This window comes from aff. Roholtiella sp. LEGE 12411 (assembly GCF_015206995.1).
Taxonomy (GTDB): Bacteria; Cyanobacteriota; Cyanobacteriia; order Cyanobacteriales; family Nostocaceae; genus Komarekiella.
This window is the reverse complement of the sequence record NZ_JADEXR010000081.1, coordinates 1-26,773: the sequence shown is the minus strand read 5'-3', so window position 1 is coordinate 26,773 and position 26,773 is coordinate 1. Positions and strand designations below refer to the sequence as shown.

Sequence of the window (26,773 nt, the reverse complement as noted above, 5' to 3'; positions counted from 1 at the left end):
GGTTGTGAAAAAACCTGTATCAAAGTTTCGCTCCAAAAAACCAAAGCACAGAGGTACTGGACAGCGAGTTGAGGCTCCAAATTTTCACATCATCAATAACGCTTTTAGCCTTAACTGAACCGTATTGGGTCCCCTCTGGGGATAAGGGCAATGGAGCATGGGGGAATGGCACTAAGTTAAGATACAGACCTTACCCTGACTGGTTAAGAGCCTAGAGGCTCTTAACCTATCTTCGGAGGCGGAGCCTACTCTATTTTGACCAGAGGCAGAGCCTATGGGAATACATTCCCAGTCTGAAGACTGGGAACGAGGCGACACAAGGCTTTGGGCTTTTCAAGCGTGCCATTCACTTCTCTGTTAAAGGGAAAAGTTTGAATTTACCCTTTACCCAAATCACAACGATTTTCTTTCCCCCTGCTCCCTACCCCCTGCCATAAAAACGATAGGATATTTTTTTATTTGGAAGTCCCTAGTATGACTTTTTCCAGGCTAGCGCCCTTTATTCAAGAATATATTTACAATCACAATTGGACTGAATTACGACCAGTTCAAATTGCAGCTTGTCAAGTTATATTTGAAACTGATGCTCATTTGCTAATTGCCGCTCCAACTGCTGCGGGTAAAACAGAAGCAGCATTTTTGCCAGTTTTGACTCTATTATACGAAAACCCTGCCACCACTATAGGTGCATTGTACATTAGTCCAATCAAAGCTTTAATTAATGATCAATTTGAGCGTCTTAACGACTTGCTTAAAGAAGCTGATATTCCAGTTTGGCATTGGCATGGTGATGTTTCCCAAAGTCGAAAAAATAAGCTGTTAAAAAACCCTAAAGGCATTCTGCAAATTACCCCAGAATCTCTAGAAAGCTTATTAATTAACAAAAATCATGAGCTAATTCGCTTATTTGGTAATTTACGATTTGTCATCATCGATGAGATTCATGCGTTTATGGGTTCGGAACGCGGGTGTCAAATTATTTGCCAATTGCAGCGTTTGGCAAAATTGACCCAAAAACAACCTCGGCGTATCGGTTTATCGGCAACACTTGGTGATTACTCAATGGCACAAGAGTGGTTGCGTTCTGGAACTGAAAAACCAGTGATTACTCCAAAAATTGACGGGGTAAAACGCCAAATTAAACTGGCTGTAGAACACTTTTATATTACAAATGAAGTTGATGAATTAGAAACGACAGCCTACGAACAATATATTTTTAATCTTAGTAAATTTCAGAAATGTCTCATCTTTGCTAATAATCGAACCCAAACCGAATCTATAATTGCATCTTTACGAAAAATTGCCGCAGAAGAAACATTACCAGATATATATCATGTACATCATGGTAGTATATCTGCTAGCTTGCGGCAAGCTGCTGAAAATGCCATGCGTGAACCCAATAATCCAGCTGTGACTGCCGCCACCATAACTCTAGAATTAGGTATAGATATCGGTTATTTAGAGCGAGTTATTCAGTTAGAATCACCCTTATCTGTAGCAAGTTTTTTACAGCGGTTGGGACGCAGTGGGAGAAGAGGTGAAGCAGCTGATATGCGCTTTGTCTGTGCTGAAGAGCAACCTTTACCAGAAGCTGCTTTACCAGAACAAATCCCCTGGCAACTTTTGCAGTGTATTGCTATTATCCAACTTTATTTAGAGGAGCGTTGGATTGAACCGACAAAGCATATTAAATATCCTTTGAGTTTGCTTTATCATCAAACAATGAGCATTCTAGCAGCAACAGGCGAGCTTTCACCCGCTACTCTGGCTAAACAAATTCTTAATCTGCCACCGTTTACTGCTATTTCTAAGGAAGATTTGCTATTACTGCTACGCTATTTAATTGATATTGACCATATTCAGCAAACTGAACAAGGTAAATTAATCCTAGGTTTAGCAGGGGAAAAGATAGTAAGAAAGTTTCAGTTTTATGCGGTCTTTCCTGAACAGCAAGAATATATTGTTAAACAAGGCGCAACAGAAATTGGTAGTATCACCACATCTCCTCCTGTTGGTAATCAATTTGCCTTAGCAGGGAGAACTTGGGAAGTTGTAGAAGTTGACTTCAAAAAAAAGGCTGTTTCCGTTAAGCAAGCTGAGGGTAAAGCTAGTATTTATTGGCGTGGTAGTGGTGGCGTTATTCATACAAAAGTTTTGCAAAAAATGCGGCAAGTTTTACTTGAGGATGCAGAGTATAGCTACTTACAAAATAACGCTATGCAACGTTTACATGGAGTTCGTCAATTGGCACGTAACACTGAATTAGATAAAAAGAATATAGTGCAGTTAGATAAAGGTAAATGCTGTATTTTTCCTTGGCTGGGTACAGTTGCTTATCGTACCTTAGAAAGGTTGCTCAACTCTTATTGTCGGGAATCTTTGGAAATTACAAGTATTGGTGGAGTAAATCCCTATTATTTAACAATAAAATTAGGCAAGGATAAATTGAAACATCTTTATCATGAAATTGTTTCCTTGTGTGAGCAAAGAATTACGCCAGAATATTTAGTTAGTTCATCTGAAGCGCCAGAAATACAAAAGTATGATGAATTTATTCCTCACTCACTTTTACGGAAAGCTTTTGCAAGCGATTATTTAGATGTGATTGAACTCAAACAGCAAGTGGCATTGTGGAGAGAATAGACTATGCGGGAGAGAATTGCAGCTTACAAAGTTCCAGAAGCGATCGCTTTCTTCCAGAATTACCCAAGGGATGCATCGGCAAAATTCACCGCAAAAGGTATGGGGGTTTTCCTAATCCCAGGTTTCTACATTCTGGAATGTTGCTTGCAGTGTTTACATATAGTAGTATCATGACCAATTCTGAAATAGGTTTTTTGTAATCCCACTTCAAATATATAATTGATATAACCGCAATCCTTTTTTAGCATCAACATCAAATTTTAAACCAACTTCCATTTCCGTAGTGGTTTGTACTTCGCTAACAGAAATTCCATTATTCTGAATGCTTTCAATGATAGCCAACTGACAGCAAGATGTTCCCTGACTAACAAGAAAAAGATTACTTCCAACTGATATAGTAGTTGCTTCAAACTTTGCTACTCCAGCTTCATGCTTCTTATACCACTCTATAATTTTACCAACCTCCCTAGCCTGACCTATTGATTTCTTCCGCTCAATAACTTGATAAGTTACCAACTCAGTAATTGCTTGACATAAAGTTTCTACAAAGTCACATAATTCTAAAAGTGCATTGGTACCTAGAACATCATCGGGTGAGCCGTGGGCTGCGTCATTGCGATAGCTAATCAATTCATTGAGTTCTCCTTCCGCAGTGTTTTGATTTCCTCTAATCTCTTCTAAAAAATACTTTATGGCTCTATGTTTCTCTACCCAGCCCCATGTATTAATTATGCCAGCATCTGCAAATAATTTTTCTAGAGTTTCTCTACGTAAATTCTGCTCATGGAAGAGAAACGCATCTGGCAATAGCTCATACTGTTTTTCACCAGTAAATCCATGAAATAAACCTCGCATCACTTCCTCGATAGAGAGGTGTGCATATCTATTTTTCTTCAGTTCTAATAGTAATCTTCCTACTCCAGTCTGGTGAGTATTTCGGATTCTTTCTTCCAAGTCTGAATAAAGTGGAAATAATGATGGCAGAAGTACTAACCAATCGCTAACTAAGTCTTCCACAAAACGCTCATAAATGGCGTACAGCCGCGTGACCACAGCACAGTGATCGTAAACTCGCCACTCTCTTACCTTGGGGATATCCTGCATTAGTGTTCCAAGGATTAATTCCGTTTCCTCGTGCCATTCTTGCTTGATTACAACACCTGCTCCAAAGGAAATTTCTTTCAGCCAATCATTGGTCTTAACAATAGAACGAACAGTAGAGATATTTATCCTTACTGTCATCAATATATTTTGAAACATCGCTCTTCACTCTGCGATGATTTGGGACAGCATATTGTCAAACAATATAATTCTCTCTTGGATATCAGCCTTTGTTCTTCCACCACCTGTAAAAAGCTTTGATGTGTCTTCTCTAAACAGCCTCTTTGTCTCTTCTATTACTCTTGACTTCCGCTCTACTAAAATCTCTGTGTCCGCCAAATGTTTACTAAAACCAACCATAACGGCATCGTAATAGGCTTTATAAGGACTATCCTTCCAGATGTTGGTCTTAGATTCAAAAGGCTTGAATAAATTCTCTGCGTAAATTTGATGTGCTAAACTTATGGTCTTGATAAAAATATTTTTAAGTATCTCAATATCTTCATCAGAAAATTTCAGGCTCTTAATCATGTAAAGGTCAAGAAACCCTTCCATTCCCCTTCGGAAGTCATCTGCATGGCGTAAAGCAAAAAAGCGAAGCACTAATTCAGCATCTTCCATTTTTTTATATAGGTTATTTTGAACGAGCTCGTCACGATCATCTAAGGGAATTCCCCAAGCTTCTGCAAATATAGAATTAGTTGCCAGATCAAGTAATAGCTGATTGAACTTACTATAATATAAACAGTTACGTACTTCCTGCCGACTTAACTCGACACCACCAGTATTCAGACGTTCAAAGGCAAGCTGCTTTAAAAGTAGTGCTTCTTCAGGATTAGATGCCGACTCTGTAATCAAAACTATAGATGATATAGACCGACGATCAATCCCTGCTCTAATTTTTGCAGGAAGAGTAGCATAGCTGCGTCCGTTAAGTTCAGGCCAAAGTTCGAGTCCTGTCAAAGTGAGACGGTTTTCATAAAAATCCCGAAGGGCAGTAATTCTTTGTTGCCCATCCATTACTTCATACAAGTTAAACTCTTTCTCGTAAAGAACAATTGGAGGAACAGGAATATTAATTAGAAACGACTCTATTAGTCGCGATTGCTTCTTTGAATCCCAACGTGACCTCCTCTGGTAAAAAGGTTTTACATCCATATATCCAGGCTTCTTTAATGCTTCTACAAAGCTCGGCAGCTTTTCTCGGTTCATTTCGGTTAGTATTCTTTGCTCTCCAGACTCATACTTTTCGTTGATCTCAATATCAGTCATTTTGATGCGGTGTCTGGAAGGAGATTCTTCCCACATTTTTTCTTCAGTTGGTGCAAGTTGCATTTACTACATCCTTCATAAGATATGCATGATGAAATATGGTTAAACATGCTGGATCTAGCCTAACGCTTCTTGATGCGGCAAAGTTGTCTTACTTTGGATGTTGATAATATCAATGTCAAGAAAAACCTTTGGGGACGCTAGTAATAAAGCTAATCTATTTAACTTGACAGGAGCTAACATAAAAGCCGCAGTTAATTAAAATAAATATAAATACATTTAAATCTATAGCTTTGATGAAATATTTCAGAATTTACGGTTCTTCCGCTACATTTAATCGAAGGATTTTTCGTTAAGCTGTAAGCGCCATGATTGAATATTATCGAACGCCTTATGCACTCTTTGTTATCTGGGCCGTTGAGTACACAGAGATTAACGGTTAAGATTGCAGGATTACCTGCATCATTACAAGGTAAAAAGCTGGTGCAGATGTCAGATTTTCATTATGATGGTTTGCGGCTATCAGAAGAAATGTTAGAAAGTGCGATCGCAGTTAGCAACCAAGTAAAACCAGATTTAGTCCTATTAACTGGTGACTACGTAACCACAAGCACCACACCAATTCATCAACTAGTACTACGACTCAAACATCTGCACAGTCGTGCTGGTATTTATGCCATACTAGGCAACCATGATATATATTACACACATTCTAAAGCGGAAGTTACAGCAGCCTTAACTAATATTGGGGTTAACGTTCTTTGGAATGAAATTGCTTATCCCCTAGGAAAAGAACTACCACTGATAGGATTAGCAGACCGTTACTCAAAGGAATTCAATCCTGCATCAGTAATGAACCAGGTAGACCCTGCCACACCTCGCATTGTTTTATCTCACAACCCAGATACAGCAGAGATATTGCAAGCCTGGCGAGTCGATTTGCAATTATCTGGTCATACTCACGGTGGTCAAATCGTAATTCCTGGAATCGGCCCTGCGGTGGTTATTTACAAAAAAATAGTGCGAAAAATACCCTTAAAAATCCGGCGTCGGATACCATTTTTACGAAGAAATTTTTCTGTAGTACGCCATTGGGAATGGGCGCAGGGTTTACATCAGCTAGGAAAAAATCAGCTATACGTCAATCGTGGCTTGGGAACTTATCTCCCAGGTCGTTTATTTTGCCGCCCAGAAGTTACTATAATTACGCTACAAAGTGAGTAATATTAATTCGTAATGAAAACACCAAAAGACCGAGTGTAAGCAATTTACAATACCTCCGCCAGTTAGTAAAACAATTTATCCTTGGTCAACTTGGTATAATTTAGGCTCAGGATTTAAAACAATTTATTTCATAGAAATTGTTGCATTTACCCAAGATATATTTTAATTTTTGGTAAGCTGTAAGCGCTGGTATGAGGAGTGTCAGTTACTATATGCACTGGTTGTTTACAGGACATTTAAGAGTCGATAAAATAACGGTTAAGATTGCAGAACTTCCAGCATCTTTACAAGGCACAAAGCTGGTGCAGTTGTCAGATTTTCACTACGATGGTTTGCGGCTGTCGGAAGAGATGCTAAAAAAAGCGATCGCACTTACTAATGAAGCTGAACCGGATTTGATTATATTAACTGGTGATTACGTAACTGACGATCCCACGCCAATTCACCAACTGGTACTGCGACTCAAACATCTGCAAAGTCGCTGTGGTATCTATGCTGTACTTGGCAATCATGATATACATTACAGCCACTCCCAAGCAGAAGTTACAGCCGCGCTGACTAGCATTGGGGTGCATGTGCTTTGGAATGAAATCGCCTATCCTCTAGGAAAAAAATTGCCCCTAGTAGGACTAGCTGATTATTGGTCAGGGGAATTCCGCCCCGCACCAGTCATGAATCAATTAGACCCCGATATACCTCGCATCGTTTTATCCCACAACCCAGATACAGCCAAGATATTGCAACAATGGCGTGTAGATTTGCAATTATCTGGTCATACCCACGGTGGTCATATTGTGATTCCAGGCATTGGCCCTGTAGTAGTCTATTATAAAAAACTGCTTAAACAAATTCCCAAAAAACTGCGATGTTGGATGACATTTTTATTAGGAGACTTCTCGAAAGTAGTACGATATTGGGAGTGGGCGCAGGGATTTCATCATGTGGGAAAAAATCAATTATATGTCAACCGTGGCTTAGGAACATATCGCCCAGGGCGCTTATTTTGTCCGCCAGAAGTTACTGTAATTACGTTAGTTAGTTACTAGCAAAAAAACTTTAAACCCTCGACTCTGGATTTTTCAAATAGCTCACAACAGAAACCGCCGAAAGCTGCGATGGATAAATATCAGCAGCCTGGGGCGGTTTCTTAAGAAGACAATATTTAAAGAAGATAGGAAGATCAGAAGTCGCTAACTAAACGAAGGTGGACATTATTCGCAATCGACCTACTCAGAATTGCACATCCTTTATTCCAACTAGGCATTCATATCTGGCTGTGCGTTCAAAAACCTCCAAAACAACTCAATGAACTTAAGGCGAAAACACATTGACGGGATGTTACAACCTAGCAGCGATCGCCATAATATTAGAGCAGGAGGCACAGGCTCTAACTTGAAAGTTTTTGTTTAAACTTTTAACCTGTTTGTACCTTGCTTTTAAATCTAGCATTATCTTCATTAGTTAAATAGTCTATTTACCAAACTTGAACACCATTAACTTATTGCAATAATTCGGAAATCTTTCTTAAAAATATTACCACTTGCCTGATGCAGCTATTAGTGATATGGATATGAGACGCTTTGGTTAGGCACACAAGCGTAGCAGTTTATTTACAGGATAAAACTTTACTTAGTATTACCAGCTACTAATAGAATATCATTCAAGCTATGGTGTTGCTATGTGGAGCGTTTTATCTCCAACGCCGATTTAGCCGCAGTAAACTTTTAACCTCCTGACAAAATCTTGCTATCAGAGATTTAGGTTTTGACACAGCCCTTGGTGAGGGTGATGGTGGTGTATATCCTGGATTTCTTAACTCTAGTTCTAACTGTGCGGCTTTACTTAAATCTGAAGTTGCTCTATATTCATATCCCAGTTGAGAGCAAACTAACCCACGGTATTTGTATGCGTCAACATAGCGAGGATTGAGACGAATTGCATGAGTAAAATCTGCGATCGCTTCCTCATATCTTCCACTAGTAACATTCTCCACTCCCCAATTATAAAAAGTTTCTGCATCCCAGCGATTGACAGATATTTTGGGGGTATTTGGGCGTGAAGATGGTTTTTCAGGCGTTAAAGGCTCCGATAGCTGTTCAGACTTAAGCTTGTTATAAGCTACGTTGATTTGTTTAATTTTTTCCTCAGCTTCCTGTTTTTGCTTTTGATCAAAAAAGCGATCGGGATGCCAAATTTTCACCAGCTTACGGTAAGCTCGTTTCACCTGTTCTGGCGATGCACCAGGTTTCAGCCCAAGGATTTCATAAGCATGATAGATATCGAAGTGTAGACGCTCTCGTGGCTTGTCGTTAGACATCGCGCATACTGAAAAATAGGCAATTAGATAAATCTATGTTAACGATTCCTGTAAATCCTCTTCAGTCAACCCAAACACCTCACAGCGGATACCACTGGGATGGTAGCAGTCGTCGCTTCTTTGAAGGTTGGTATTACCGCGTCACTTTGCCGGAAATTGGGCAAACATTTGCCTTTATGTACTCCATCGAAGACCCCATCGGCGATAAACCCTATAGTGGCGGTGCAGCCCAAATCCTCGGCCCAGATGATCAGTATCTATGGCGTACTTTTCCTGATGTTACAAAATTTTGGGGTAGTCGGGATGTTCTAGGTTTGGGTCATTGGGGCAAAACCGATTTACACGTCCCCCCCCTCTACCTTTTACCAGCAGAATTTGAGCGCCATGTTCAAGAAGGTTATCAAGCCACAGCCAGCTTAAATCAGGGAATAATTCGCGATCCTGCTACTGGTAATTACTGCCGTTGGCAGTATGAAATTCAGCCAGTATATGCTTGGGGAAACAAAGATAGTATTCAGCAATCAACCGCTGGTTTACTGTCGTTTTTGCCAATTTTTGAACCTGGATGGCAAATTTTAATGGCTCATGGTTTGGCTAGCGGCTGGATTGACTGGAATGGCAAAATATATCAATTTAACAGCGCCCCAGCCTACGGTGAGAAAAATTGGGGTGGTGCTTTCCCCAAAAAATGGTTTTGGATAAATTGTAATTCTTTCGAGGATGAAACCGACTTGGCATTAACTGCTGGCGGGGGACGGCGTGGTGTACTGTGGTGGATGGAATCTGTAGCGATGATTGGCTTGCATTATCAAGGCAAGTTTTATGAATTCGTTCCCTGGAACTCACAAGTAGATTGGGAAATTCAGCCTTGGGGTAGATGGCAAATGCAAGCTAGAAACTTAAATTACGAAATTGAGTTGACAGGAACCACGCATCTACCCGGTACACCTCTGCGTGCGCCAACAGCGGATGGTTTAACATTTTGTTGTAAGGACACCATGCAAGGGCAGCTGAATTTAGAGTTGCGAGAACTAAATGGGGGAAAATCTCAAATAATCCTGAAAGCCCAAAGTTTTCTTTGTGGTTTAGAAGTAGGCGGCGGTTCTTGGGACAATTCTTGGCAGTCTCGCTAAAACTACTGCTATCATTGTATATGCTTCGTAGTTGGGGCTGTAGCTCAGATGGATAGAGCGAGCGCCTCCTAAGCGCTAGGTCGTGCGTTCAAGTCGCACCAGTCCCGTCGTTAAAACAATCAAATAGATCAAGTGGTTGCATATATTTTGATGAATCGTCCGATACAGGTTAGGATAATCCATCAATTAGAGGAAAACTTCAAACACGCTTAATCGCGCTGTAGCACAAAAGTTACCCGGACTTGAATTCGGGCAGATTTTTGAGGAGTTTGCTACTCTGCAACTGTTTTTTTCTAGCGAGAGAAAATTCTGGAATCAGTAAACTAGGTTATCGAGCCTTGAATAAACTATTGTTTACAGGTAAATTATTTAGGTTTATGGCTCTTGTCTTACCGCTAGCAATTTGGTGGGGATATAAAGAAGTAAAAAACCAATTTGTACAGCCGCAAGCAGTTTTAGTGTTAGGTGGTTCAACCAGACGCTTAGAGCGAGAGAAATTTACAGCGGAATTTGCTCGCAAGCATCCAAATATACCAATCTGGATTACTGGAGGTAGTCCACGTAAATCAACTCACCGAGTGTTTAGCAAAGCTGGCATTGATCCCAAGCGTTTACACTTGGATTATGAAGCTGTGGATACAGTTACAAACTTTACTACGTTGGTAGATGATTTGCAAGCTCGCCGCATCAAAAGCGTTTATTTGATTACCTCAGACTTCCACATGCGCCGGGCTTGTGTCATTGGCGAAATTATTTTGGGTAGTCGAGGTATTGAGTTAAAACCAGTGCCAGTTCCTTCAGAAAAATCGCCTGAACCAATTGAAAAATCTATCCGCGATGGAGCTAGAGCCATACTTTGGGTAGCAACTGGTTACACTGGTACTGATGAAGCTCAAAATAAATAGTAAATCTCTTTGGTAATCGGGAATTGGCATAATCCTAATTTGCCTGCGATAAAATTGGGAAAATTAATCAAAGAATGATGGCATTAACTAAGTAATAACTGACAGATAAAACTATAGTTTTTGAAAAAATACCTAAACCACAACCCTTCACCAATCACAACATCAAAACTAATTAACAATTTTTCCTCATCTCCTCTCCTTGGTGGGTAGACCTAAAGTTATAAGTAGCAATTTCCACCGCTCATAATTCTCTTTGTATCCTTTGTGGTTCCTGAAAACCAACCACCCCAATTCCCCCCACAATTTGATACCCTAGCTTAAACAGATTTGAGAAAAATTAAAGCGTGGAAATTCAACTTGGGCGCGGAAAAACAGCTCGCAGAGCCTACGGAATAGATGAAATTGCTCTAGTCCCCGGTAACAGAACACTAGATCCGAGTTTGGCAGATACTAAGTGGTGTATTGGCAATATTGAGCGAGAAATCCCGATAATTGCTAGTGCAATGGATGGCGTAGTAGATGTTGGCATGGCTGTACGTTTGTCACAGTTAGGAGCATTAGGAGTCCTTAATTTAGAAGGTATCCAAACTCGCTATGCTGACCCAGAGCCGATTTTAGATCGAATTACCTCTGTGGGGAAAGATGAATTTGTTTCCCTGATGCAAGAACTCTATGCCGAACCAATAAAGCTGGAATTAATTGAACAACGTATTCAGGAAATTAAACAACAAGGTGGTATTGCAGCAGTGAGTACTACCCCAGCGGGTGCAAGCAAATATGGTGAGGTGGTGGCAAAAGCTGGGGCTGATTTATTTTTTGTACAGGCTACGGTGGTTTCGACTGCACATCTGTCGCCAGAGTCATTAGTACCACTTGATTTGGCAGAATTTTGCCGTTCAATGCCTATCCCTGTGGTATTGGGGAATTGTGTTACTTACGAAGTTACTTTGAATTTGTTGAAAGCTGGCGCAGCTGGGGTACTAGTGGGAATTGGCCCTGGTGCTGCTTGTACATCCCGTGGCGTATTGGGTGTGGGTGTGCCCCAGGCGAGTGCGATCGCTGATTGTGCTGCTGCACGAGATGATTACTACAGGGAAACTGGTAACTATATCCCCATCATCGCCGATGGCGGTTTAATTACTGGTGGCGACATTTGTAAATGCATCGCTTGCGGTGCTGATGGTGTGATGATTGGTTCCCCCTTTGCCAGAGCCGCTGAAGCCCCAGGACGAGGTTATCATTGGGGCATGGCGACACCCAGCCCAGTATTGCCCCGTGGCACCCGCATTCGCGTTGCTACAACTGGTAGCCTAGAGCAAATACTCATCGGCCCAGCAGGACTAGATGATGGCACTCATAATCTCGTCGGAGCCTTAAAGACAAGTATGGGGACATTGGGAGCCAAAAACATCAAGGAAATGCAGCAAGTAGAAGTTGTGATTGCTCCTTCCCTATTAACTGAAGGTAAAGTCTACCAAAAAGCTCAACAATTAGGCATGGGTAAATAAAAGGAATAGAAAATAGGGAATGGGGAATAGTTAAAAAATAATAAACAATGCCCAATGCCCCATTCCCAATGCCCAATGCCTAATTTCCAACATCAAATTATTCAATAAATTTTTCCAGCACATCCTAAACAATTACTGGAAAAATCTCACATGTCGCCTACAATAGAAATAGCGGAGACGCATGTTTCCGTTCACTCCTCACACCACACTCCGCCCGGACTACTGTTCGGGCGGTTCCTTATGTTTGTGAATAAATTCTAGAGCTTCTTTGCAAATGTATATCCTTTACTTCCAAGCAACCGTTTTTGCTATGGTAGAATTTTCACGAAGCTTAGATATTATAATTGGCGAAGGTTTTAGGCATGTCAGCACCCGAACAAGTTACAGACTCTACTTTTAAGCAAGAAGTACTCGACAGCAACGTACCCGTTTTAGTTGACTTTTGGGCCCCCTGGTGCGGACCCTGCCGGATGGTAGCCCCTGTTGTCGATGAAATCGCTTCTCAGTACGAAGGTCAACTCAAGGTTGTAAAACTCAATACTGATGAGAATCCTCAGGTTGCCAGTCAGTACGGTATTCGTAGCATTCCCACATTAATGATTTTTAAAGGGGGACAAAAAGTAGATATGGTGGTCGGTGCTGTGCCCAAAACTACATTGGCCAACACTTTGGACAAGTATATTTGAAGCTAAATCGGCAACAAAATCCTCCTGAGTTGTTCATTTGCTTTAGCTTTAGGTGAATATTTGTAAATATGTTTACGAGACGCGAACTTCGCGTCTCAATAAAACTTTTTACAGTTGTAAACAGCGTCAGTTGGCCATTGGTAAATTAATCTGTTATTTATTCCTCAAAGAGGAGACTTCTAGTCCCTAATTAGGGTTCTCAGAGAGTATCAGCTTTGTGTGGAGCATGAGATGCCTTAAACAGAGGCAGGTTATAATCACATCTAACGATAAGCCACTCCCGAAGTTCCAATTGTCAGAAGCCGACCCACTTTTACGGAAAACTGCTTCAGAAGTTTCAAGCGGGCTTCCCTCAGTCTGACTTCTGTGCGTGTCTGTGCCAATTCAACAGGGCTTAATATAAAGTATAAAGTTCGGTCAAATTTGAAAAATAACTGTTTAAGCAGTGATACAGCATTTTATGTAGAAATGTAGTCAGCTACATTTATTCAAAATAGAAGCCTACGTTTTAGATATTTTGCTCTTATTGTCATAAAGCAATTATGTATGATTGCACGTCGCCATTTCCTAAAAGTAGGCAGAGCAGTATTTGATAACTTGCACACTAAATTTAGGTAAAATATAATGCCATTGTTGCGGCAGTTATCATGACTTCATCTGCGTCTTTTGACACATTAGAGTCTCTCCAAGCGGATATTGCTGAATTGATTGATCGCTTACCGACGTTAAAAAATCGGCAATTTATCAAACAGGCACTTGCTACAATAGTTCGTCTGGCTGATAGTGAAATTGAGCGTCTCGATTGGAAAATATTGTCGGCAGCTTTAGCAGATATGGAGCGAGGTTTCCAGCTATTTCATGCCTACCGACATGTTCGCAAAGTTACCATCTTTGGTTCAGCTCGTTTAGCCACAGACACCCCAGAATATCAGATGGCGCTTGAGTTTGCTCAGGCTATTTCTCAATTGGGATTTATGGTTATGACAGGCGGTGGCGGTGGCATAATGCAAGCTGGTCACGAAGGTGCTGGACGAGAAAATTCTTTTGGCTTAAACATTCAATTACCCTTTGAACAGCAAGCGAACCCGTTTATCGAGGGTGATCCCAAGCTAATTCACTTCAAGTATTTCTTTACGCGTAAGCTGTTTCTCCTAAAAGAAAGTGATGCTGTTGCTTTATTTCCTGGTGGTTTTGGCACTCAAGATGAAGCTTTTGAGTGTATGACATTAAGCCAAACTGGTAAGTTTGGCCCAGTACCTCTAGTTTTAATTGACCATCCTGGTGGTGATTACTGGCGGTCTTGGAGTGAATATATTGATAAGCAACTAGTGCAAAACGGTCTTGTGAGTCCCGAAGACCCCAGCCTTTACACAGTAACAGATAACCTAGATGTAGCTTGCGATGCCATTACCCGTTTCTATCAGGTTTATCACTCATGCCGCTACGTAGGTGATAGTTTAGTCATCCGTCTGAAGACAGATTTATCAGATGCTCTTGTAGAGCAACTCAACGCTGATTTTAGCGACATTATTCTTAAAGGACGGATTGAAAAAAGTCAGGCGTTACCTCAAGAAGCGCAAGATGAAACCGTTGGGCTACCTCGCCTCATTTTGTACTTCAATCAACGCGACTTAGGACGCCTGTATCAAATGATTGCAGCGATTAACCAGATGGGCACTCCTTCAGCAGAAGATGCGGCACATCCAGAAAGGAAGTAGGTGCTAAGGGTGGATTTTGCCACCCTGGCATTTTTTCTTGTTAAACTTGCCACCTTGGCATTTTGTTTCCCTGGAAGAGGTTTATCATGAAAGCCAATTCCCAGGTTTTTCGGCTTCAGAAAAACATAAGCTCAAGTTATTTTTATAAAATTGATGGCGGAATTCCAGTTATATCTGGACAAGCCTGTATAGGAATTTAATCAATAAAGGCAAGAATATCTCACATTAGCCTGGATGATGATGATAATTTGTTGGTCTTGAATTGTGTGATCTAGAAATATGTGATTTCCCACAGCTTTCATACAAATAGATCACAGTAGAGCAGGCATTGCTATACTCACCCTACAAGCTACTTAATTGAAAACCGGATTTATTCCTAACTATAAATTTACAGCACTTAGCATTTTCATGAATCATACGTACAGACGTTACATGTAACGTCTGTACAGGGTTTCGGGTTTTATTTATGTACTTCATGTACCTGAAATTTGCTGTATCTTTGAAACTAACTGCTAGCAATGGCTGAGTCAGAGATTTTGTATTTTCCTATGCATATAGTTAGTCATCAGCGATAGGTATTATGGGATTGTCAAATGGGTAAAAAATCATTTATTTTATTAACTGTAATTTTGGATGAGAAAAACACTATTTATAATGACTCAGTGCTGATTATCTGTAAAAAGCTTGTATATTAGCACAGGAAACAACTCACTACATCTTAAATAGGGGACTAAAACATGCTGGTGGAATTACTAGGTTCAGGTTTAGCATCGCTCTGGCTGGAAATGGCTGGCGTACAAATCAAGCCTTTTGATGCCTTGGATGCATTGGCTTGGCAAAGTAGCCCTGGCTTAGTTCTTGCCCCTGATCCAAACCCAACTGGGGCTACTACAGTCCAACAATATCTGAAGGAACTAATAACATCGAAATTAGTAGTGCAGAATCTGACGGAAAGTCAGGGAATTTGGATGCAGTCGGGGCCGATGCTGATGGCTAATCACCAAGGTACGACACCTCTACCTGCTGCCTCTTTAACTAAAATTGCTACTTCACTAGTTGCTTTGAAAACTTGGGGCCCAAATCACCAATTCGAGACTTTAGTAAGTTCCACCGGGCCAGTGGTAAATGGAGTTTTAAAGGGTGATTTGGTAATTGCTGGCGGTGGTGATCCGATGTTTGTTTGGGAAGAAGCGATCGCACTTGGTAATACTCTCAATAAAATGGGCATCAAGCAGGTGAAGGGGAATTTGGTAATTACTGGCAATTTTGCCATGAATTTCCAGCGTAATCCGTTAATGGCAGGTCAATTCCTCAAGCAAGCGCTGAATCATCAAACTTGGACTCGCCCTGCCAATTACATATACTCAATCATGCCCAAGGGCACACCCAAGCCTCAAGTCGTAATTGCGGGTACTGTCAAATTGGAGGCACAATCAAACTCTCAACAAACCTTGCTACTGCGTCACCACTCTTTGCCCTTGCAGCAACTCATTAAGGAGATGAATGTTTTTAGCAACAATGACATGGCTGAGATGCTAGCAGAGTCAGTAGGAGGAGCAATTGTAGTGGAATCAACAGCTGCTAACCTTGCTAGAGTGCCGCAATCAGAAATTCAGTTAATCAACGGTTCCGGTTTGGGGCCAGAAAATCGCATCTCCCCAAGAGCCGTCTGTGCGATGTTTATGACGCTACAACGGGAAGCAGTCGCCCATAAGTTAACTTTGGCTGACTTGTTTCCCATGTCTGGGTTCGATCAGCGAGGGACAATGCATTCCAGACATATCCCTACTGCTACGGTAATTAAAACTGGTACTCTGCGGGATGTTAGTGCTTTAGCCGGAGTTATGCCTACACGTGATCGCGGTTTGGTTTGGTTTGCTATTATCAACCGTGGCACAAATGTGTCAGCTTTCCGCACTGGGCAAGACCACTTGTTGCAACGTCTTGTGAAACAGTTGCAAGTAGCTCCTTCTATTCCTGCTGCGCTCACTCCCCACTCAGCTATCAACTCTGTACCTCAACTGGGTGCAGGCGATCGTAATGATATTTTGTTTAAAAGTTAAGTTAGTCCAGAGTCCAAAGTCAAAAATCCAGAGTAATTAATTTTGACCCTTGACCCTTGACCCTTGACCCTTGACCCTTGACTTTTGACCTTTGACTCTTAGTTATTGACGCTTCGGTTTTTCCTGGGGAATAATTTCTGTGACTACCCTGTTGCCAGAACTGCCACCTTTAACAACCATGTTTTCTGTTTGCAGATTACCCACGGCTGTTTCACCTGTAAAATTTAACGGTGGGTCAACTTGCCGATAAACTACATTTCCCTGAGCTTCAATCAACTTATTATCTAGATACCAAGTTAATGTATTGGATTTCAGAGCTTGGCGACGCTGCCCAACGGCATTGACATTACCTGTTAAATAAACCGTTTTTTGGGGTATTTTCATTTCGCCTTGATTGGCAGTCACAGTCACCTTTTCAGCACTATGGAACACGCGCACTGGCGAATTTGTTTTAACAGTCTCTGCATTCATATTCCAGATCATAGAGTTACTAGCTATTTGCATTGGTGGGTCTAGTAATTCCATCTGGGCATTTTGTTTAACAGTGGCTATTTTAGTTTTTAAGTTAACTTCGGCAGAATTTCCTCTACCACGGTCAGTAATTTGATTATTTTTATAACGGTCAATTTGTACAGGGCGATCGCTGATTAATTTCTCTTCTTTAATCTGCCAGATCAAATGCTCGGTTCGTATTTGCATTTGAGGATCAGCAGAGTTTGCAACTACTCCTCCGGAAAATTCCATACGCTGTTCGCGGGTTTTGACTCGCGCTTCTTGTGCTACTGCTTGGAGTTGTTTATGAGTGCCATTTAGCTGGTTGCGGACAATCAATAAATCTTCTTTCGGTCGCCATTCTAATTCATTACCTTGCAATACAATCCCATTGCGAGGATCTGTGGCGAGTATTTTACCCTTGAGAAATAGCTGTTTCCCATCCTGTTCAATGTCTGCCACCTCTGCCTTGACTTGGTAAACTACTTTGCCATCTTGATAGAGTTCACCATAAGGACTTTCAGCCTGACCAATTTGTTTTTCTTTAGTGTATTTTGCCTGTTTAGCTCTGACTTTCCAAATCGGTCTTCCTACCTCATCGGCCTGTTCTAAGGTGACATCAAAGAAAGTTAAATTGCTGTCTCGGTTAGATGCACCTGAATCATTTGATTCAGAAGCTGTGGGGAGTTTACCCCCACAGCCAACTAACCCAATTATTAAGAAAAAGGGTAAAAACAAAAGAAAGAAGGAGGGACGACGCAGGACAGGAGTGGGGGAATGCGAAAGTGGAGGAGTGGGAGAGTGGAGGAGTAGAGGAGGTGAATGAAGAATTATTCTGATCTCCCCCTCTCCCTTTCTTTTTATCCCCCCTTCTCCCCCTCCTTTGAGCTTCCCTTCCTCTTGTTCCCCCCTATTATTAAAATGATGCTTCATTATTCTTGAATTTCTAGGTGTCCATCACTTGCTCTAGGATCTTCCAAGAAACCCATGCTAGATAACGGTCGATATGGATAGCTTTGGCGAGGGGTTTTTTGGATATCTTCTTTGATGGCTTCTAAATCAATGTAGCGATCGCTAACATTAATTAAGCTGTCGCTAGTCATCGAACGCAAACTTACCACCTCTACCCGCACACCGCGATAGCTCACCGAATTCACTGCATAAGCCAAATCCCCATCACCACTGACTAAAACTGCGGTATCATAGGAATCTACTAACGCCATCATATCTACTGCTATTTCTACATCCAGGTTGGCTTTTTTTGAGCCATCTGGCAGCTGTACTAGATCTTTAGCGATGACTCGATAGCCATTACGACGCATCCACAACAGAAACCCTTGTTGCTTCTCGTTTGTCCGATCTACCCCAGTGTAGAAAAAAGCTCTCAGTAGCCTAGAACCTCCAGTTAATCGACACAAAAGCTTCGTGTAATCAATTTCGATCCCTAGTTGCAGTGCCGCATAAAATAGATTTGAGCCATCAATAAATATAGCGACCCGACCCCGATTTTCCAAAACTTGTTCTGGCGTAAATATTGAGTCGTTTTCCAAATTATTCAACATTGTTGTCATACCTCAGTTTTATCCTTGTTATTTTTGATACAATTTACCAACTTTTACATGCTAGTTAGAGCGGCTTATGATAATCTTCAGGGGCTAACTTCAGTTAAGCCCCGATAAATTTTTTGAGAGAATTTAGTGGAGATTCAACAAAATCGGAGTTTGATAAGGGTTAATCGTTTTTTAGGGGTTCTATGCGTTTAAAAACGGGTTGGGGTGTACCCAACTGTTGTTTACTGGATAGTATCCCCCATGTTGCATGAGTAGCAAAAGGAGCGGTAATTGAACTTTGTATTTGATCGTTAAAATTTATTCCAAAGCCCAGTTGCTGATAAATATCGCTACTGATGTTAGGAATAATGGGGGATAGGAGATAAGCTGCTAGTCTAACTGATTCTAGAACTGCATACAGTACTTCTTCTAATGCCTGTTGTTGTCCTTGCTTGTATAATGACCAAGGAGCTTGTTCATCAATAAACTTATTGCTGGCTTGCACCAGTAAAAGGACACCCTCACAGGCTTGATTGAAAGCTAGCGCCCCATAGGCTTGTTTTACCTGTTCCCCTAGACGTAAACCGATTGCTTTCAAAGGATTCTCATCAGGAATAGCTTCATTGGCAATTGGTGGTACATTGCCAGCACAGTACTTCTTCACCATGTTCAAGGTGCGATTGAGCAAATTGCCTAAATCATTTGCCAAATCTGCATTCAGAACATTAATGAACCTAACTTCATTAAAATCGCCATCTTTGCCAAATTCGATTTCCTTAAGGAAGTAATAACGAACGGCGTCACTACCATAGCGCTGAACTAGATCTATGGGATCAAGGGTATTACCCATGGTTTTACCCATCTTCTGACCATCTTTGGTCAAAAAGCCATGCCCAAATACTCGTTCTGGCAAGGGTAAACCAGCTGACAACAGCATAGCCGGCCAGTAAACTGCATGGAAGCGCAAAATATCTTTACCAATTAGGTGCAAATTGATTGGCCACCATCTTTCTAGAGCATTTGCTAAAGTCGGTTCTGCATCTGGTTCAAGCAATGCAGTCACATAACCCAGCAGTGCATCAAACCAGACATAGAGGGTGTGCTTGGGATCAACTGGTACTGGAAAACCCCAGTCTAGATTCACCCGCGAAATTGAAAAGTCTTGTAACCCTTGTTTGACAAAACTCAGAACTTCATTTCGCCGACTCTCTGGCTGGATAAAATCTGGTTTAGATTGGTAAAACTCTTCCAGTTGAGTTTGATATTTGGATAAGCGAAAGAAGTAGTTTTGCTCGTCTCGCCACTCAACTTCTTTGTTAGTATGAATCGGACAACGCCGTTCCTCTAACAGTTCCCGTTCTTCCTTAAATTCTTCGCAGGATACGCAGTACCAGCCCTGTTGTTGTCCGTGGTAAATATCACCAGCTTCCCAGACTCGCCCAAAGAATTCTTTAACAATCGTTTCATGACGAGGTGCAGTAGTCCGACTGAAGCGATCGTATTGAATGTTCAACAATTGCCATAAACTGACAAAACTGGGCACAATTTGATCACAAAATTCTTGAGGCGGTAGCCCTTTACTTTCAGCGGCTCGCTGAATTTTCTGCCCATGCTCATCTGTACCCGTAATTAGCAGCACCCGATACCCCAGCAGCCGGTGAAACCGTGCTACTACATCTGCTGCCATTGTTGGATAAGCACTGCCAATGTGAGGGACATCGTTTACATAATACAGCGGTGTTGTCAGTGCAAACGTCTTTTCTGTTTTATCCACTAGATTCATGCAGAATAAAAAACAACTTATTAAAAAGTTTTATAGCTTACTTTTATCGGCAAAACCACGCAATTATATAACGATACTGCCTTTTTTTCAAATAACACTTTAATATTAGCAATTTTCTAGATTTAAGAATTGTTTGATGATAAATATAAATCCAGCTTATCTATTACCTACAAGACAGAAGTTAGCTAATAATAATGCTTTTAAATGCTTTTTTTCACACATAAGGGTGATTAGGAATACATAAACTAGAACTCGGAAAATCTAGTTTGCTTTGTAGTTCGGACATTTCTATCTTAAGGCGGTCGTGGCAGTAGTAAAGAAATGTAAAAATAAAGTTAAGATAAACTACATTAATAAAAATTTTTCGGAGAAATATATTAATTAGGTATGAGTCGAAATAGCCCCTTGGAGATTTCTCGCGCTTTCCTGGCGGCGCTCTCAACACAAATGTTTCGCTATTACGAGGATCGCATTCCTCAGGATGCGAGCGTGTTAGTAGTCAGCAATCACCGCAGCTTTATGGATGCACTGGTTTTAATGGCAGCGTTATCGAGTCCGATTCGCTTTGCTTGCCATCATTACATGGGACAAGTGCCAATAATGCGGGAGATTGTTACCGGACAATTGGGGTGTTTTCCCTTAGAAGAAACCCATAACCGCCAGCAAAGCTTTTTTGTGCAGTCACAGATGCTATTGCAGTCCAAGCAGATGGTAGGAGTATTTCCAGAAGGAACTGAACCAATGGTAAAATTTACTCAGCCAAACATGGTGAGTGAATTTCAGCGGGGATTTGCCCATTTGGCATTGCGATCTGATGTGCGGGATTTAGCAATTTTGCCCATTGCGATCGCCTCGTTAGACGAGGTAAACACTTCTGGTTTTCCCTTACGGCTTTTGAGTTTATTCGACCCTTCAGAACCTTTATTTAATCAATCTGGTTGGCATCCTCTGGTACTCTATCGTCGGTTAGCCGTGCTCATTGGTCATCCTTATTGGATTACGCCCCAACATCAAAAAAAATATCACGGAAAACAAGCTAGAACGGTTGTGGCTGAACTAACAGAACATTGTCATGGCGAAATTAGCAACTTACTACGTCAAGGCTGTTATTAGGGCGTTTGACACTATTTATCTGTCAACTAGCCCTTTTATATCCATCCAGATGGATAGAATATAGAGGTCAATTAACTTATTGACCGAAACTTGATATATTCTGCAAGGAAGATTTCTAAATTAGCCTGTATGTATTCCTAAAAAGCTAATTGCTGTGTTGCTGAATCTAGATTTAACTATTGCTAGCAACTTTAGCTAATTTTAACGTGATTCTTACACTCCACGCTATGATTTTATCAGATATTTGATTATACTATTATTTTTAAAACTGCGTGTCATCCCAGACCTATAAGTATGGGTTTTAACAAAAAAAATTCCATAAAACCAAGAAATTCAATTTAAATTTTACAATGCCAGAAGTTGAGTTAAGCCCTTGTTTCCTTACTCCTAAACGAGTACAACCAGAGTATCCGCTGTTTGTATATTTGCCAGGAATGGATGGAACAGGTCAACTGTTGCGATCGCAAACCGCAGGATTAGAAGTTGGCTTTGATGTCCGCTGTTTGGCACTCCCACGGAAAGACCTCACAACCTGGGATGTACTAACTAAGAATGTATTGAATTTGATCCATGCAGAATTAGAAAAAAGCTCCCATAGGTCAGTTTACCTGTGTGGTGAATCCTTTGGCGGTTGTTTAGCGATGAAAGTGGCGATTCAAACGCCGCAGTTATTTAAGCGAATTATTCTAATTAACCCGGCTTCCGCCTTTCAGCTGCGCCCTTGGTTGAATTCGGCATCTCAACTCACTTATTTAGTGCCAGAACACCTTTATGAGGTTGGCACACTAGGGTTATTACCTTTTTTAGCATCTTTGCCACGCATCTCCAGAAGCGATCGCCACGAACTGCTGAAAACTATGCGTTCTGTCCCGCCAGCAACCGTTCTCTGGCGGTTGTCTTTACTGCGGGAGTTTCATGTAGATGATGATCAGTTACGTCGCCTGACTCAACCAGCGTTGTTGATTGCTGGTGCTAGCGATCGCCTTTTACCTTCTGTAAGTGAAATTAGGCGGATAGCGGATATCTTACCCAACGCCAAGATGATGGTACTTCCCGATAGCGGACACGCCTGCTTGCTGGAGAAAGATATTAATCTCTATGAGATTCTCAAAAGCCAAAACTTTTTAGAAAGTAAGTCTCAAACGGTTAAATCGTCTGTGTAAAATAAATTCTTTATTTGCAATTCAAAATGAAAAAACCTGAATTTGCAAGCATTTTGACTACCGAATGTATGCAAATATATGTGAAAAAGCTTACAATTTAACTAATCTTGCTAACACACCTCATGAGCCAAGAAATTGTAAAACTCCAAATTCCTTTTGAATCCTTGGTAAATGCGATCGCTTCACTAGGACTTGAAGAAAAACGCAGATTGTGGCAAATGCTGAATGAGCAGATTACACAAGCAGAAGAAGATTTACTAGAATCAGAACCTTATAATTGGGGACACGAAGGACAGCCGAAAGGCAAGCCAGTGGAGTATATTCCTGGAGTCGGGCTAGCAGTTATCGGCGGTAAGGATGCTCCAGCCTGATTTACTTGAGTGTGGCGATGTGGTCATAGTAACTTTACCCAACCATATTCCCAGAGGGCGAGAGCAACAAGGAACTAGACCTGTTGTAGTGGTTGGCTTACCTTGGGGAAAAGTCCGCTATCCAATGCTAATGATTACACCTTTGACTACTCAAACAGGTTCATGGGCAGTCAATAACCCCAGCTTAATCCACGTCTGGAAGCTGGTGCTGGTGGCTTATCTCAGCCTTCCATAGTACTGCTGGATCAAGTCAGGGGGTTAGACACGCATCGAATATTGGCGTATCTAGGAACACTGGCCTCTGAGCAATATGCTCCAATTGTTGAGGGACTAATGCAGTTGTTAATACCAGAGAATTATTGATTTTGAGTAGGCTAAAAATACCAAATAGCAATATTATCTACTTAAAGTTATTCACCTTTTATTTAATAAGTTGTGCTTGTTGGGAGATGTCAAGCCCCTCAAACTTTCGCTAAAACCTGAATAGAAAGACTTTCAGGACGGTGCTGAGCAATGACAGACAAACCACAACAAGAAGCAAAGGTGAATCAATTAATTAATTCATCCACAAAATCTTTAGAAGTACAAATCAAGGCTAACCCATCAGCAGAAGCCGAACCGTCTATATTCGAGTCTTTAGTCGAAACTGTCGCCGAAGTTGTAAATACAGCAATTCAAGTGAGCGAAGCGGCGACGAAACAAACACAAAAGTTAATTGAGCAAACAACTCAAACCACCGGAGAGTTAGTGAATATACTCGGCGAAAATTGGCTGATTAGAAAACTATCTGGAGTATTAAATCTTAGTTGGCTGATTGGTGGTAGTGATGTTGTGGATTTGGAAAAAGCAGAAGTTGCAGTCAACAAGCTAAAGCAACAGTATCACAATGAATCACCCAGTGAGATTTCCCACCGAATTATGGTGGAAAAAGCAACTAAAGCTGGTGGAATTGGGCTAGCAACTAGTATTTTACCAGGATTTGCAGTAGCATTCTTAGCAATTGATTTAGCCGCAACAACAAAATTGCAGTCAGAAATGCTTTATCAGATTGCATCTGCTTATGGCTTAAATTTAAAAGACCCGGCTCGTAAGGGTGAAGTTTTAGCAATTTTTGGTCTGGCGTTGGGTGGTGGTCGTCTTTTGAAAGCTGCGGGTTTAGGTTTGCTGCGAAATGTGCCATTTGCTGGTGCAGCGATCGCCGCTAGCTCAAATGCAACGATGATCTATTCATTGGGGTATGCTGCTTGTCGGTTTTATGAAGCCAAGCTAGATGAATCAACTTCACTCAACTCTCCACAGACACTAGCAAATTTAAAAGCAGAGAGTGAAAAGTATCTGGAAAAAGCGATCGCTCAAGAAGCGCTCATGGATCAAATCTTAGTTCACATGATTCTAGCAAGTCATCCAGAGAAGACTTGGGAACAAATTCTGCCAGAGTTACAAGCTCTAAATCTCAGTTCTACCTCGCTAGATGTCATAGCTCAAAACATCAAGTCACCCCAGCCTTTAGATACTTTAATTAGCCAACTAAACCGTGATTTTGCTATACCCTTACTGGCGCAGTGTTACAAAATTGCTCAACTTGACAGACAAACTACACCAGTAGAAAAACAGATAATCACAGCGATCGCCAGCAAATTTGACATTGACATTGACTTATAGGACTTACGCAACTGGCACATAAGGCTTCTGGTATAAGAGTCAAGGGTCAAGGGTCAAGGTTTTTTTGACTTTTGACCTTTGACTCTGGACAACCTCTGGCGTTAAAAATATAACACTTGCGTAAGTCCTGACTTAAATGCAATTGAGTTCAACACTCAATAGTTAATACTCAGGATTGACATACCTCCTCGTCCTGAAGGAGCGAGGATTCCTTGACACTTCACTGGGATGCGCCACTAAGTGGTCTTATCGTCCCTCCATGTCCGTTTATAGTCTCCCAATGCCCTATGGCGACTTGTTTCTATTGTAGCAGCAAAAGCCGTCCTAGAAGGACGGGGCTTGTATCCCATTATTTTGGTCAAGGGTCAAGGGTCAAGAGTTGGAGGGGAAAGACTTGCTGCACTCCCCCACCCATGAGCATGAACAAAGAATTTTAAGCAATACTGGTACAAGAAGGAATACTTACACAAAATCCAAAAATGGTAATTCAACCTAGTGATACGCCTTTGCTAGAGTGGGCAGGCGATAGTTTGGCAATTGGATTATTTGAAGATGCAGTAGAATTAACCGGCGAACTGGCAACTTTAAATGACAAACTTGGCGGGATTTTAAAAGAACTAATTGCCGAAGAGGAATTTACAGCAAAAGCTAACAGCACCATATTTACCCGCGTGGGTGCTGGTAGCCCAGTGCGTAAAGTTATTTTAGTAGGTTTAGGAAAACCAGAAACCCTAAAATTAGATGGTCTGCGACGCGCTGCGGCGGCTGTAGCTAGGGTAGCAAAAAAGCAAAAAAGCAAAACTTTGGGGTTTAGTTTTCCATTATGGAATAACGATCCAGCAGCAACCGCCCAAGCGATCGCAGAAGGTGTGCAACTGGCGCTTTACCAAGATATTCGCTTTAAATCAGAACCAGAAGATAAAGGGCCACAAATCGAAACCGTAGATTTACTAGGATTCGGTGGACAAGAAGCAGCCATTAGCCGCGCCAATCAAATCGTATCAGGAGTAATATTGGCTCGGCAGTTGGTAGCAGCACCAGCCAACGCAGTCACACCAATCACTCTGGCAGAAACAGTTCAGGCGATCGCTAACGAGCACAGTTTGCAAGTAGAAATTCTGGAACGAGAAGACTGTGAAAAATTAGGTATGGGTGCTTTTTTAGGCGTCGCTCAAGCTTCTGACTTACCACCCAAATTCATTCACCTGATTTATAAACCAGAAGGTACACCCAAACGCAAACTAGCAATTATTGGTAAAGGTTTAACCTTTGACTCTGGTGGACTCAATATTAAAGGTGCTGGTAGCGGCATCGAAACCATGAAAATTGATATGGGTGGAGCCGCTGCTACTTTCGGCGCAGCTAAAGCAATTGCTCAGATCAAGCCAGATGTCGAAGTTCACTTTATCTCAGCCGTAACTGAGAACATGATCAGCGGTCGCGCCATGCACCCTGGAGACGTTCTTAAAGCATCTAACGGTAAAACAATAGAAGTGAACAATACCGACGCCGAAGGACGTTTGACCTTAGCAGACGCCTTAGTATATACCGACAAATTAGGATTGGATGCGATCGTTGATTTAGCCACCTTGACTGGTGCAAACATCATAGCTTTAGGTGATGACATTGGTGGTTTGTTCACTCCCAATGATGATATAGCTGCTGAACTAGAAAAAGCTGCTGAAACATCAGGAGAAAAGATTTGGCGAATGCCAATGGAAGAAAAATATTTTGAAGGGTTAAAATCTGGGATTGCGGACATGAAAAACACTGGGCCTCGTCCAGGTGGAGCCATTACCGCTGCCCTTTTCCTCAAGCAGTTTGTCAAAGAAACCCCTTGGGCACACCTAGACATTGCAGGCCCAGTGTGGACAGATAAAGAAAATGGCTACAACGGTTCAGGAGCAACTGGTTACGGCGTTCGTACCTTAGTTAACTGGGTACTAGGTACTGGGGATTAGGGACTGGGCATTGGGCATTGGGCATTGGGCATTGGGCATTGGGCATTGGGCATTGGGCATTGGGCATTGGGCATTGGGCATTGGGGAAGAATTCTTTTAATCCTAAAC

The 26,773-nt window shown here is 41.5% G+C and carries 23 protein-coding genes and 1 tRNA gene; 18 read left to right on the top strand and 6 right to left on the bottom strand.

The features are described 5' to 3' along the window. Positions 1–474 precede the first annotated feature (474 nt). Positions 475–2,643, top strand: coding sequence for a DEAD/DEAH box helicase (locus tag IQ246_RS17845; protein WP_194004685.1), 2,169 nt, complete (start codon positions 475–477; stop codon positions 2,641–2,643). Between the two features lie 3 nt (positions 2,644–2,646). Beyond that, a complete protein-coding gene (locus IQ246_RS17840; RefSeq protein WP_194004684.1) occupies positions 2,647–2,817 on the top strand; it encodes a hypothetical protein in 171 nt (56 codons plus the stop codon). Between the two features lie 33 nt (positions 2,818–2,850). Here the strand turns inward: IQ246_RS17840 and IQ246_RS17835 are convergent, their stop codons facing one another. Beyond that, positions 2,851–3,903 (bottom strand): MAE_28990/MAE_18760 family HEPN-like nuclease, encoded by a 1,053-nt coding sequence (locus tag IQ246_RS17835; RefSeq protein ID WP_194004683.1) that lies wholly within the window; start codon positions 3,901–3,903, stop codon positions 2,851–2,853. A gap of 6 nt (positions 3,904–3,909) precedes the next feature. Next, positions 3,910–5,079 carry a DUF262 domain-containing protein gene (locus IQ246_RS17830; RefSeq protein ID WP_194004682.1) on the bottom strand — a complete coding sequence of 390 codons (1,170 nt, stop codon included), beginning with the start codon at positions 5,077–5,079 and terminating at the stop codon, positions 3,910–3,912. Positions 5,080–5,409: 330 nt separating this feature from the next. On the opposite strand from IQ246_RS17830, the gene IQ246_RS17825 reads away from it, so the two are divergent. Both IQ246_RS17825 and IQ246_RS17820 read left to right on the top strand, forming a co-directional pair. Next, positions 5,410–6,240 carry a metallophosphoesterase gene (locus tag IQ246_RS17825; protein ID WP_194004681.1) on the top strand — a complete coding sequence of 277 codons (831 nt, stop codon included), beginning with the start codon at positions 5,410–5,412 and terminating at the stop codon, positions 6,238–6,240. A 212-nt stretch (positions 6,241–6,452) separates the two neighbouring features. Further along, entirely contained in the window at positions 6,453–7,286 is an 834-nt protein-coding gene (locus IQ246_RS17820; RefSeq protein WP_194004680.1) for a metallophosphoesterase, read from the top strand. Between the two features lie 644 nt (positions 7,287–7,930). Here IQ246_RS17820 and IQ246_RS17815 read toward each other — a convergent pair. Continuing rightward, on the bottom strand, positions 7,931–8,557 hold the full coding sequence (locus IQ246_RS17815) for a DnaJ domain-containing protein (RefSeq protein WP_194004679.1): 627 nt from the start codon (positions 8,555–8,557) through the stop codon (positions 7,931–7,933). Positions 8,558–8,592: 35 nt separating this feature from the next. Between IQ246_RS17815 and IQ246_RS17810 the strand changes: the two genes are divergently transcribed. The 7 genes from IQ246_RS17810 to IQ246_RS17780 all read left to right on the top strand — a co-directional run bounded on the left by IQ246_RS17810 (position 8,593) and on the right by IQ246_RS17780 (position 16,570). Then, entirely contained in the window at positions 8,593–9,690 is a 1,098-nt protein-coding gene (locus IQ246_RS17810; RefSeq protein ID WP_194004678.1) for a tocopherol cyclase family protein, read from the top strand. Between the two features lie 33 nt (positions 9,691–9,723). Further along, positions 9,724–9,797: transfer RNA gene (locus tag IQ246_RS17805), tRNA-Arg, on the top strand. A gap of 270 nt (positions 9,798–10,067) precedes the next feature. After that, positions 10,068–10,595 (top strand): YdcF family protein, encoded by a 528-nt coding sequence (locus IQ246_RS17800; protein WP_194004688.1) that lies wholly within the window; start codon positions 10,068–10,070, stop codon positions 10,593–10,595. A 344-nt stretch (positions 10,596–10,939) separates the two neighbouring features. Continuing rightward, on the top strand, positions 10,940–12,103 hold the full coding sequence (locus IQ246_RS17795) for a GuaB3 family IMP dehydrogenase-related protein (RefSeq protein WP_194004677.1): 1,164 nt from the start codon (positions 10,940–10,942) through the stop codon (positions 12,101–12,103). Between the two features lie 362 nt (positions 12,104–12,465). Further along, the gene (trxA, locus tag IQ246_RS17790; RefSeq protein ID WP_194004676.1) at positions 12,466–12,789 is read left to right on the top strand and encodes a thioredoxin; all 324 of its coding nucleotides are present in this window, start codon (positions 12,466–12,468) and stop codon (positions 12,787–12,789) included. A gap of 647 nt (positions 12,790–13,436) precedes the next feature. Then, the gene (locus tag IQ246_RS17785; protein ID WP_194004675.1) at positions 13,437–14,507 is read left to right on the top strand and encodes an LOG family protein; all 1,071 of its coding nucleotides are present in this window, start codon (positions 13,437–13,439) and stop codon (positions 14,505–14,507) included. A gap of 740 nt (positions 14,508–15,247) precedes the next feature. Then, positions 15,248–16,570 carry a D-alanyl-D-alanine carboxypeptidase gene (locus IQ246_RS17780; RefSeq protein WP_194004687.1) on the top strand — a complete coding sequence of 441 codons (1,323 nt, stop codon included), beginning with the start codon at positions 15,248–15,250 and terminating at the stop codon, positions 16,568–16,570. Between the two features lie 102 nt (positions 16,571–16,672). Here IQ246_RS17780 and lptC read toward each other — a convergent pair whose 3' ends face one another. The 3 genes from lptC to metG form a co-directional block, all read right to left on the bottom strand. After that, positions 16,673–17,995 carry an LPS export ABC transporter periplasmic protein LptC gene (gene lptC, locus IQ246_RS17775; RefSeq protein ID WP_244142072.1) on the bottom strand — a complete coding sequence of 441 codons (1,323 nt, stop codon included), beginning with the start codon at positions 17,993–17,995 and terminating at the stop codon, positions 16,673–16,675. Continuing rightward, on the bottom strand, positions 17,995–18,624 hold the full coding sequence (locus tag IQ246_RS17770) for an NYN domain-containing protein (RefSeq protein ID WP_162395541.1): 630 nt from the start codon (positions 18,622–18,624) through the stop codon (positions 17,995–17,997). The genes lptC and IQ246_RS17770 overlap by 1 nt, the downstream gene beginning before the upstream one ends. Before the next feature lie 169 nt (positions 18,625–18,793). Then, entirely contained in the window at positions 18,794–20,395 is a 1,602-nt protein-coding gene (gene metG / locus IQ246_RS17765; protein WP_194004674.1) for a methionine--tRNA ligase, read from the bottom strand. 387 nt (positions 20,396–20,782) lie between these two features. Here metG and IQ246_RS17760 point away from each other — a divergent pair, with 387 nt between their 5' ends. From IQ246_RS17760 to IQ246_RS17735, 7 genes are all read left to right on the top strand, one after another. After that, a complete protein-coding gene (locus tag IQ246_RS17760) occupies positions 20,783–21,508 on the top strand; it encodes a 1-acyl-sn-glycerol-3-phosphate acyltransferase (protein ID WP_194004673.1) in 726 nt (241 codons plus the stop codon). 350 nt (positions 21,509–21,858) lie between these two features. After that, the gene (locus IQ246_RS17755; protein ID WP_194004672.1) at positions 21,859–22,671 is read left to right on the top strand and encodes an alpha/beta fold hydrolase; all 813 of its coding nucleotides are present in this window, start codon (positions 21,859–21,861) and stop codon (positions 22,669–22,671) included. A gap of 122 nt (positions 22,672–22,793) precedes the next feature. Next, entirely contained in the window at positions 22,794–23,042 is a 249-nt protein-coding gene (locus tag IQ246_RS17750; protein WP_162395389.1) for a hypothetical protein, read from the top strand. Next, a complete protein-coding gene (locus tag IQ246_RS17745; RefSeq protein WP_208492198.1) occupies positions 23,029–23,277 on the top strand; it encodes a type II toxin-antitoxin system PemK/MazF family toxin in 249 nt (82 codons plus the stop codon). The genes IQ246_RS17750 and IQ246_RS17745 overlap by 14 nt, the downstream gene beginning before the upstream one ends. Beyond that, positions 23,238–23,405, top strand: coding sequence for a type II toxin-antitoxin system PemK/MazF family toxin (locus IQ246_RS31295; RefSeq protein ID WP_208492199.1), 168 nt, complete (start codon positions 23,238–23,240; stop codon positions 23,403–23,405). The genes IQ246_RS17745 and IQ246_RS31295 overlap by 40 nt, the downstream gene beginning before the upstream one ends. 150 nt (positions 23,406–23,555) lie before the next feature. Continuing rightward, positions 23,556–24,704 (top strand): EcsC family protein, encoded by a 1,149-nt coding sequence (locus IQ246_RS17740; RefSeq protein WP_194004671.1) that lies wholly within the window; start codon positions 23,556–23,558, stop codon positions 24,702–24,704. Between the two features lie 479 nt (positions 24,705–25,183). Then, positions 25,184–26,665: a leucyl aminopeptidase gene (locus tag IQ246_RS17735; RefSeq protein ID WP_194004670.1), complete on the top strand. Its 1,482-nt coding sequence runs from the start codon at positions 25,184–25,186 to the stop codon at positions 26,663–26,665. Positions 26,666–26,773: the final 108 nt, after the last annotated feature.

Coding starts and splice junctions, on each gene's coding strand:
- IQ246_RS17845 (WP_194004685.1), top strand. CDS start 475: ATGACTTTTTCCAGGCTAGCGCCCTTTATTCAAGAATATATTTACAAT.
- IQ246_RS17840 (WP_194004684.1), top strand. CDS start 2,647: ATGCGGGAGAGAATTGCAGCTTACAAAGTTCCAGAAGCGATCGCTTTC.
- IQ246_RS17835 (WP_194004683.1), bottom strand. CDS start 3,903: ATGTTTCAAAATATATTGATGACAGTAAGGATAAATATCTCTACTGTT.
- IQ246_RS17830 (WP_194004682.1), bottom strand. CDS start 5,079: ATGCAACTTGCACCAACTGAAGAAAAAATGTGGGAAGAATCTCCTTCC.
- IQ246_RS17825 (WP_194004681.1), top strand. CDS start 5,410: ATGCACTCTTTGTTATCTGGGCCGTTGAGTACACAGAGATTAACGGTT.
- IQ246_RS17820 (WP_194004680.1), top strand. CDS start 6,453: ATGCACTGGTTGTTTACAGGACATTTAAGAGTCGATAAAATAACGGTT.
- IQ246_RS17815 (WP_194004679.1), bottom strand. CDS start 8,557: ATGTCTAACGACAAGCCACGAGAGCGTCTACACTTCGATATCTATCAT.
- IQ246_RS17810 (WP_194004678.1), top strand. CDS start 8,593: ATGTTAACGATTCCTGTAAATCCTCTTCAGTCAACCCAAACACCTCAC.
- IQ246_RS17800 (WP_194004688.1), top strand. CDS start 10,068: ATGGCTCTTGTCTTACCGCTAGCAATTTGGTGGGGATATAAAGAAGTA.
- trxA (WP_194004676.1), top strand. CDS start 12,466: ATGTCAGCACCCGAACAAGTTACAGACTCTACTTTTAAGCAAGAAGTA.
- IQ246_RS17785 (WP_194004675.1), top strand. CDS start 13,437: ATGACTTCATCTGCGTCTTTTGACACATTAGAGTCTCTCCAAGCGGAT.
- lptC (WP_244142072.1), bottom strand. CDS start 17,995: ATGAAGCATCATTTTAATAATAGGGGGGAACAAGAGGAAGGGAAGCTC.
- IQ246_RS17770 (WP_162395541.1), bottom strand. CDS start 18,624: ATGTTGAATAATTTGGAAAACGACTCAATATTTACGCCAGAACAAGTT.
- metG (WP_194004674.1), bottom strand. CDS start 20,395: ATGAATCTAGTGGATAAAACAGAAAAGACGTTTGCACTGACAACACCG.
- IQ246_RS17760 (WP_194004673.1), top strand. CDS start 20,783: ATGAGTCGAAATAGCCCCTTGGAGATTTCTCGCGCTTTCCTGGCGGCG.
- IQ246_RS17755 (WP_194004672.1), top strand. CDS start 21,859: ATGCCAGAAGTTGAGTTAAGCCCTTGTTTCCTTACTCCTAAACGAGTA.
- IQ246_RS17750 (WP_162395389.1), top strand. CDS start 22,794: ATGAGCCAAGAAATTGTAAAACTCCAAATTCCTTTTGAATCCTTGGTA.
- IQ246_RS17745 (WP_208492198.1), top strand. CDS start 23,029: ATGCTCCAGCCTGATTTACTTGAGTGTGGCGATGTGGTCATAGTAACT.
- IQ246_RS17740 (WP_194004671.1), top strand. CDS start 23,556: ATGACAGACAAACCACAACAAGAAGCAAAGGTGAATCAATTAATTAAT.
- IQ246_RS17735 (WP_194004670.1), top strand. CDS start 25,184: ATGGTAATTCAACCTAGTGATACGCCTTTGCTAGAGTGGGCAGGCGAT.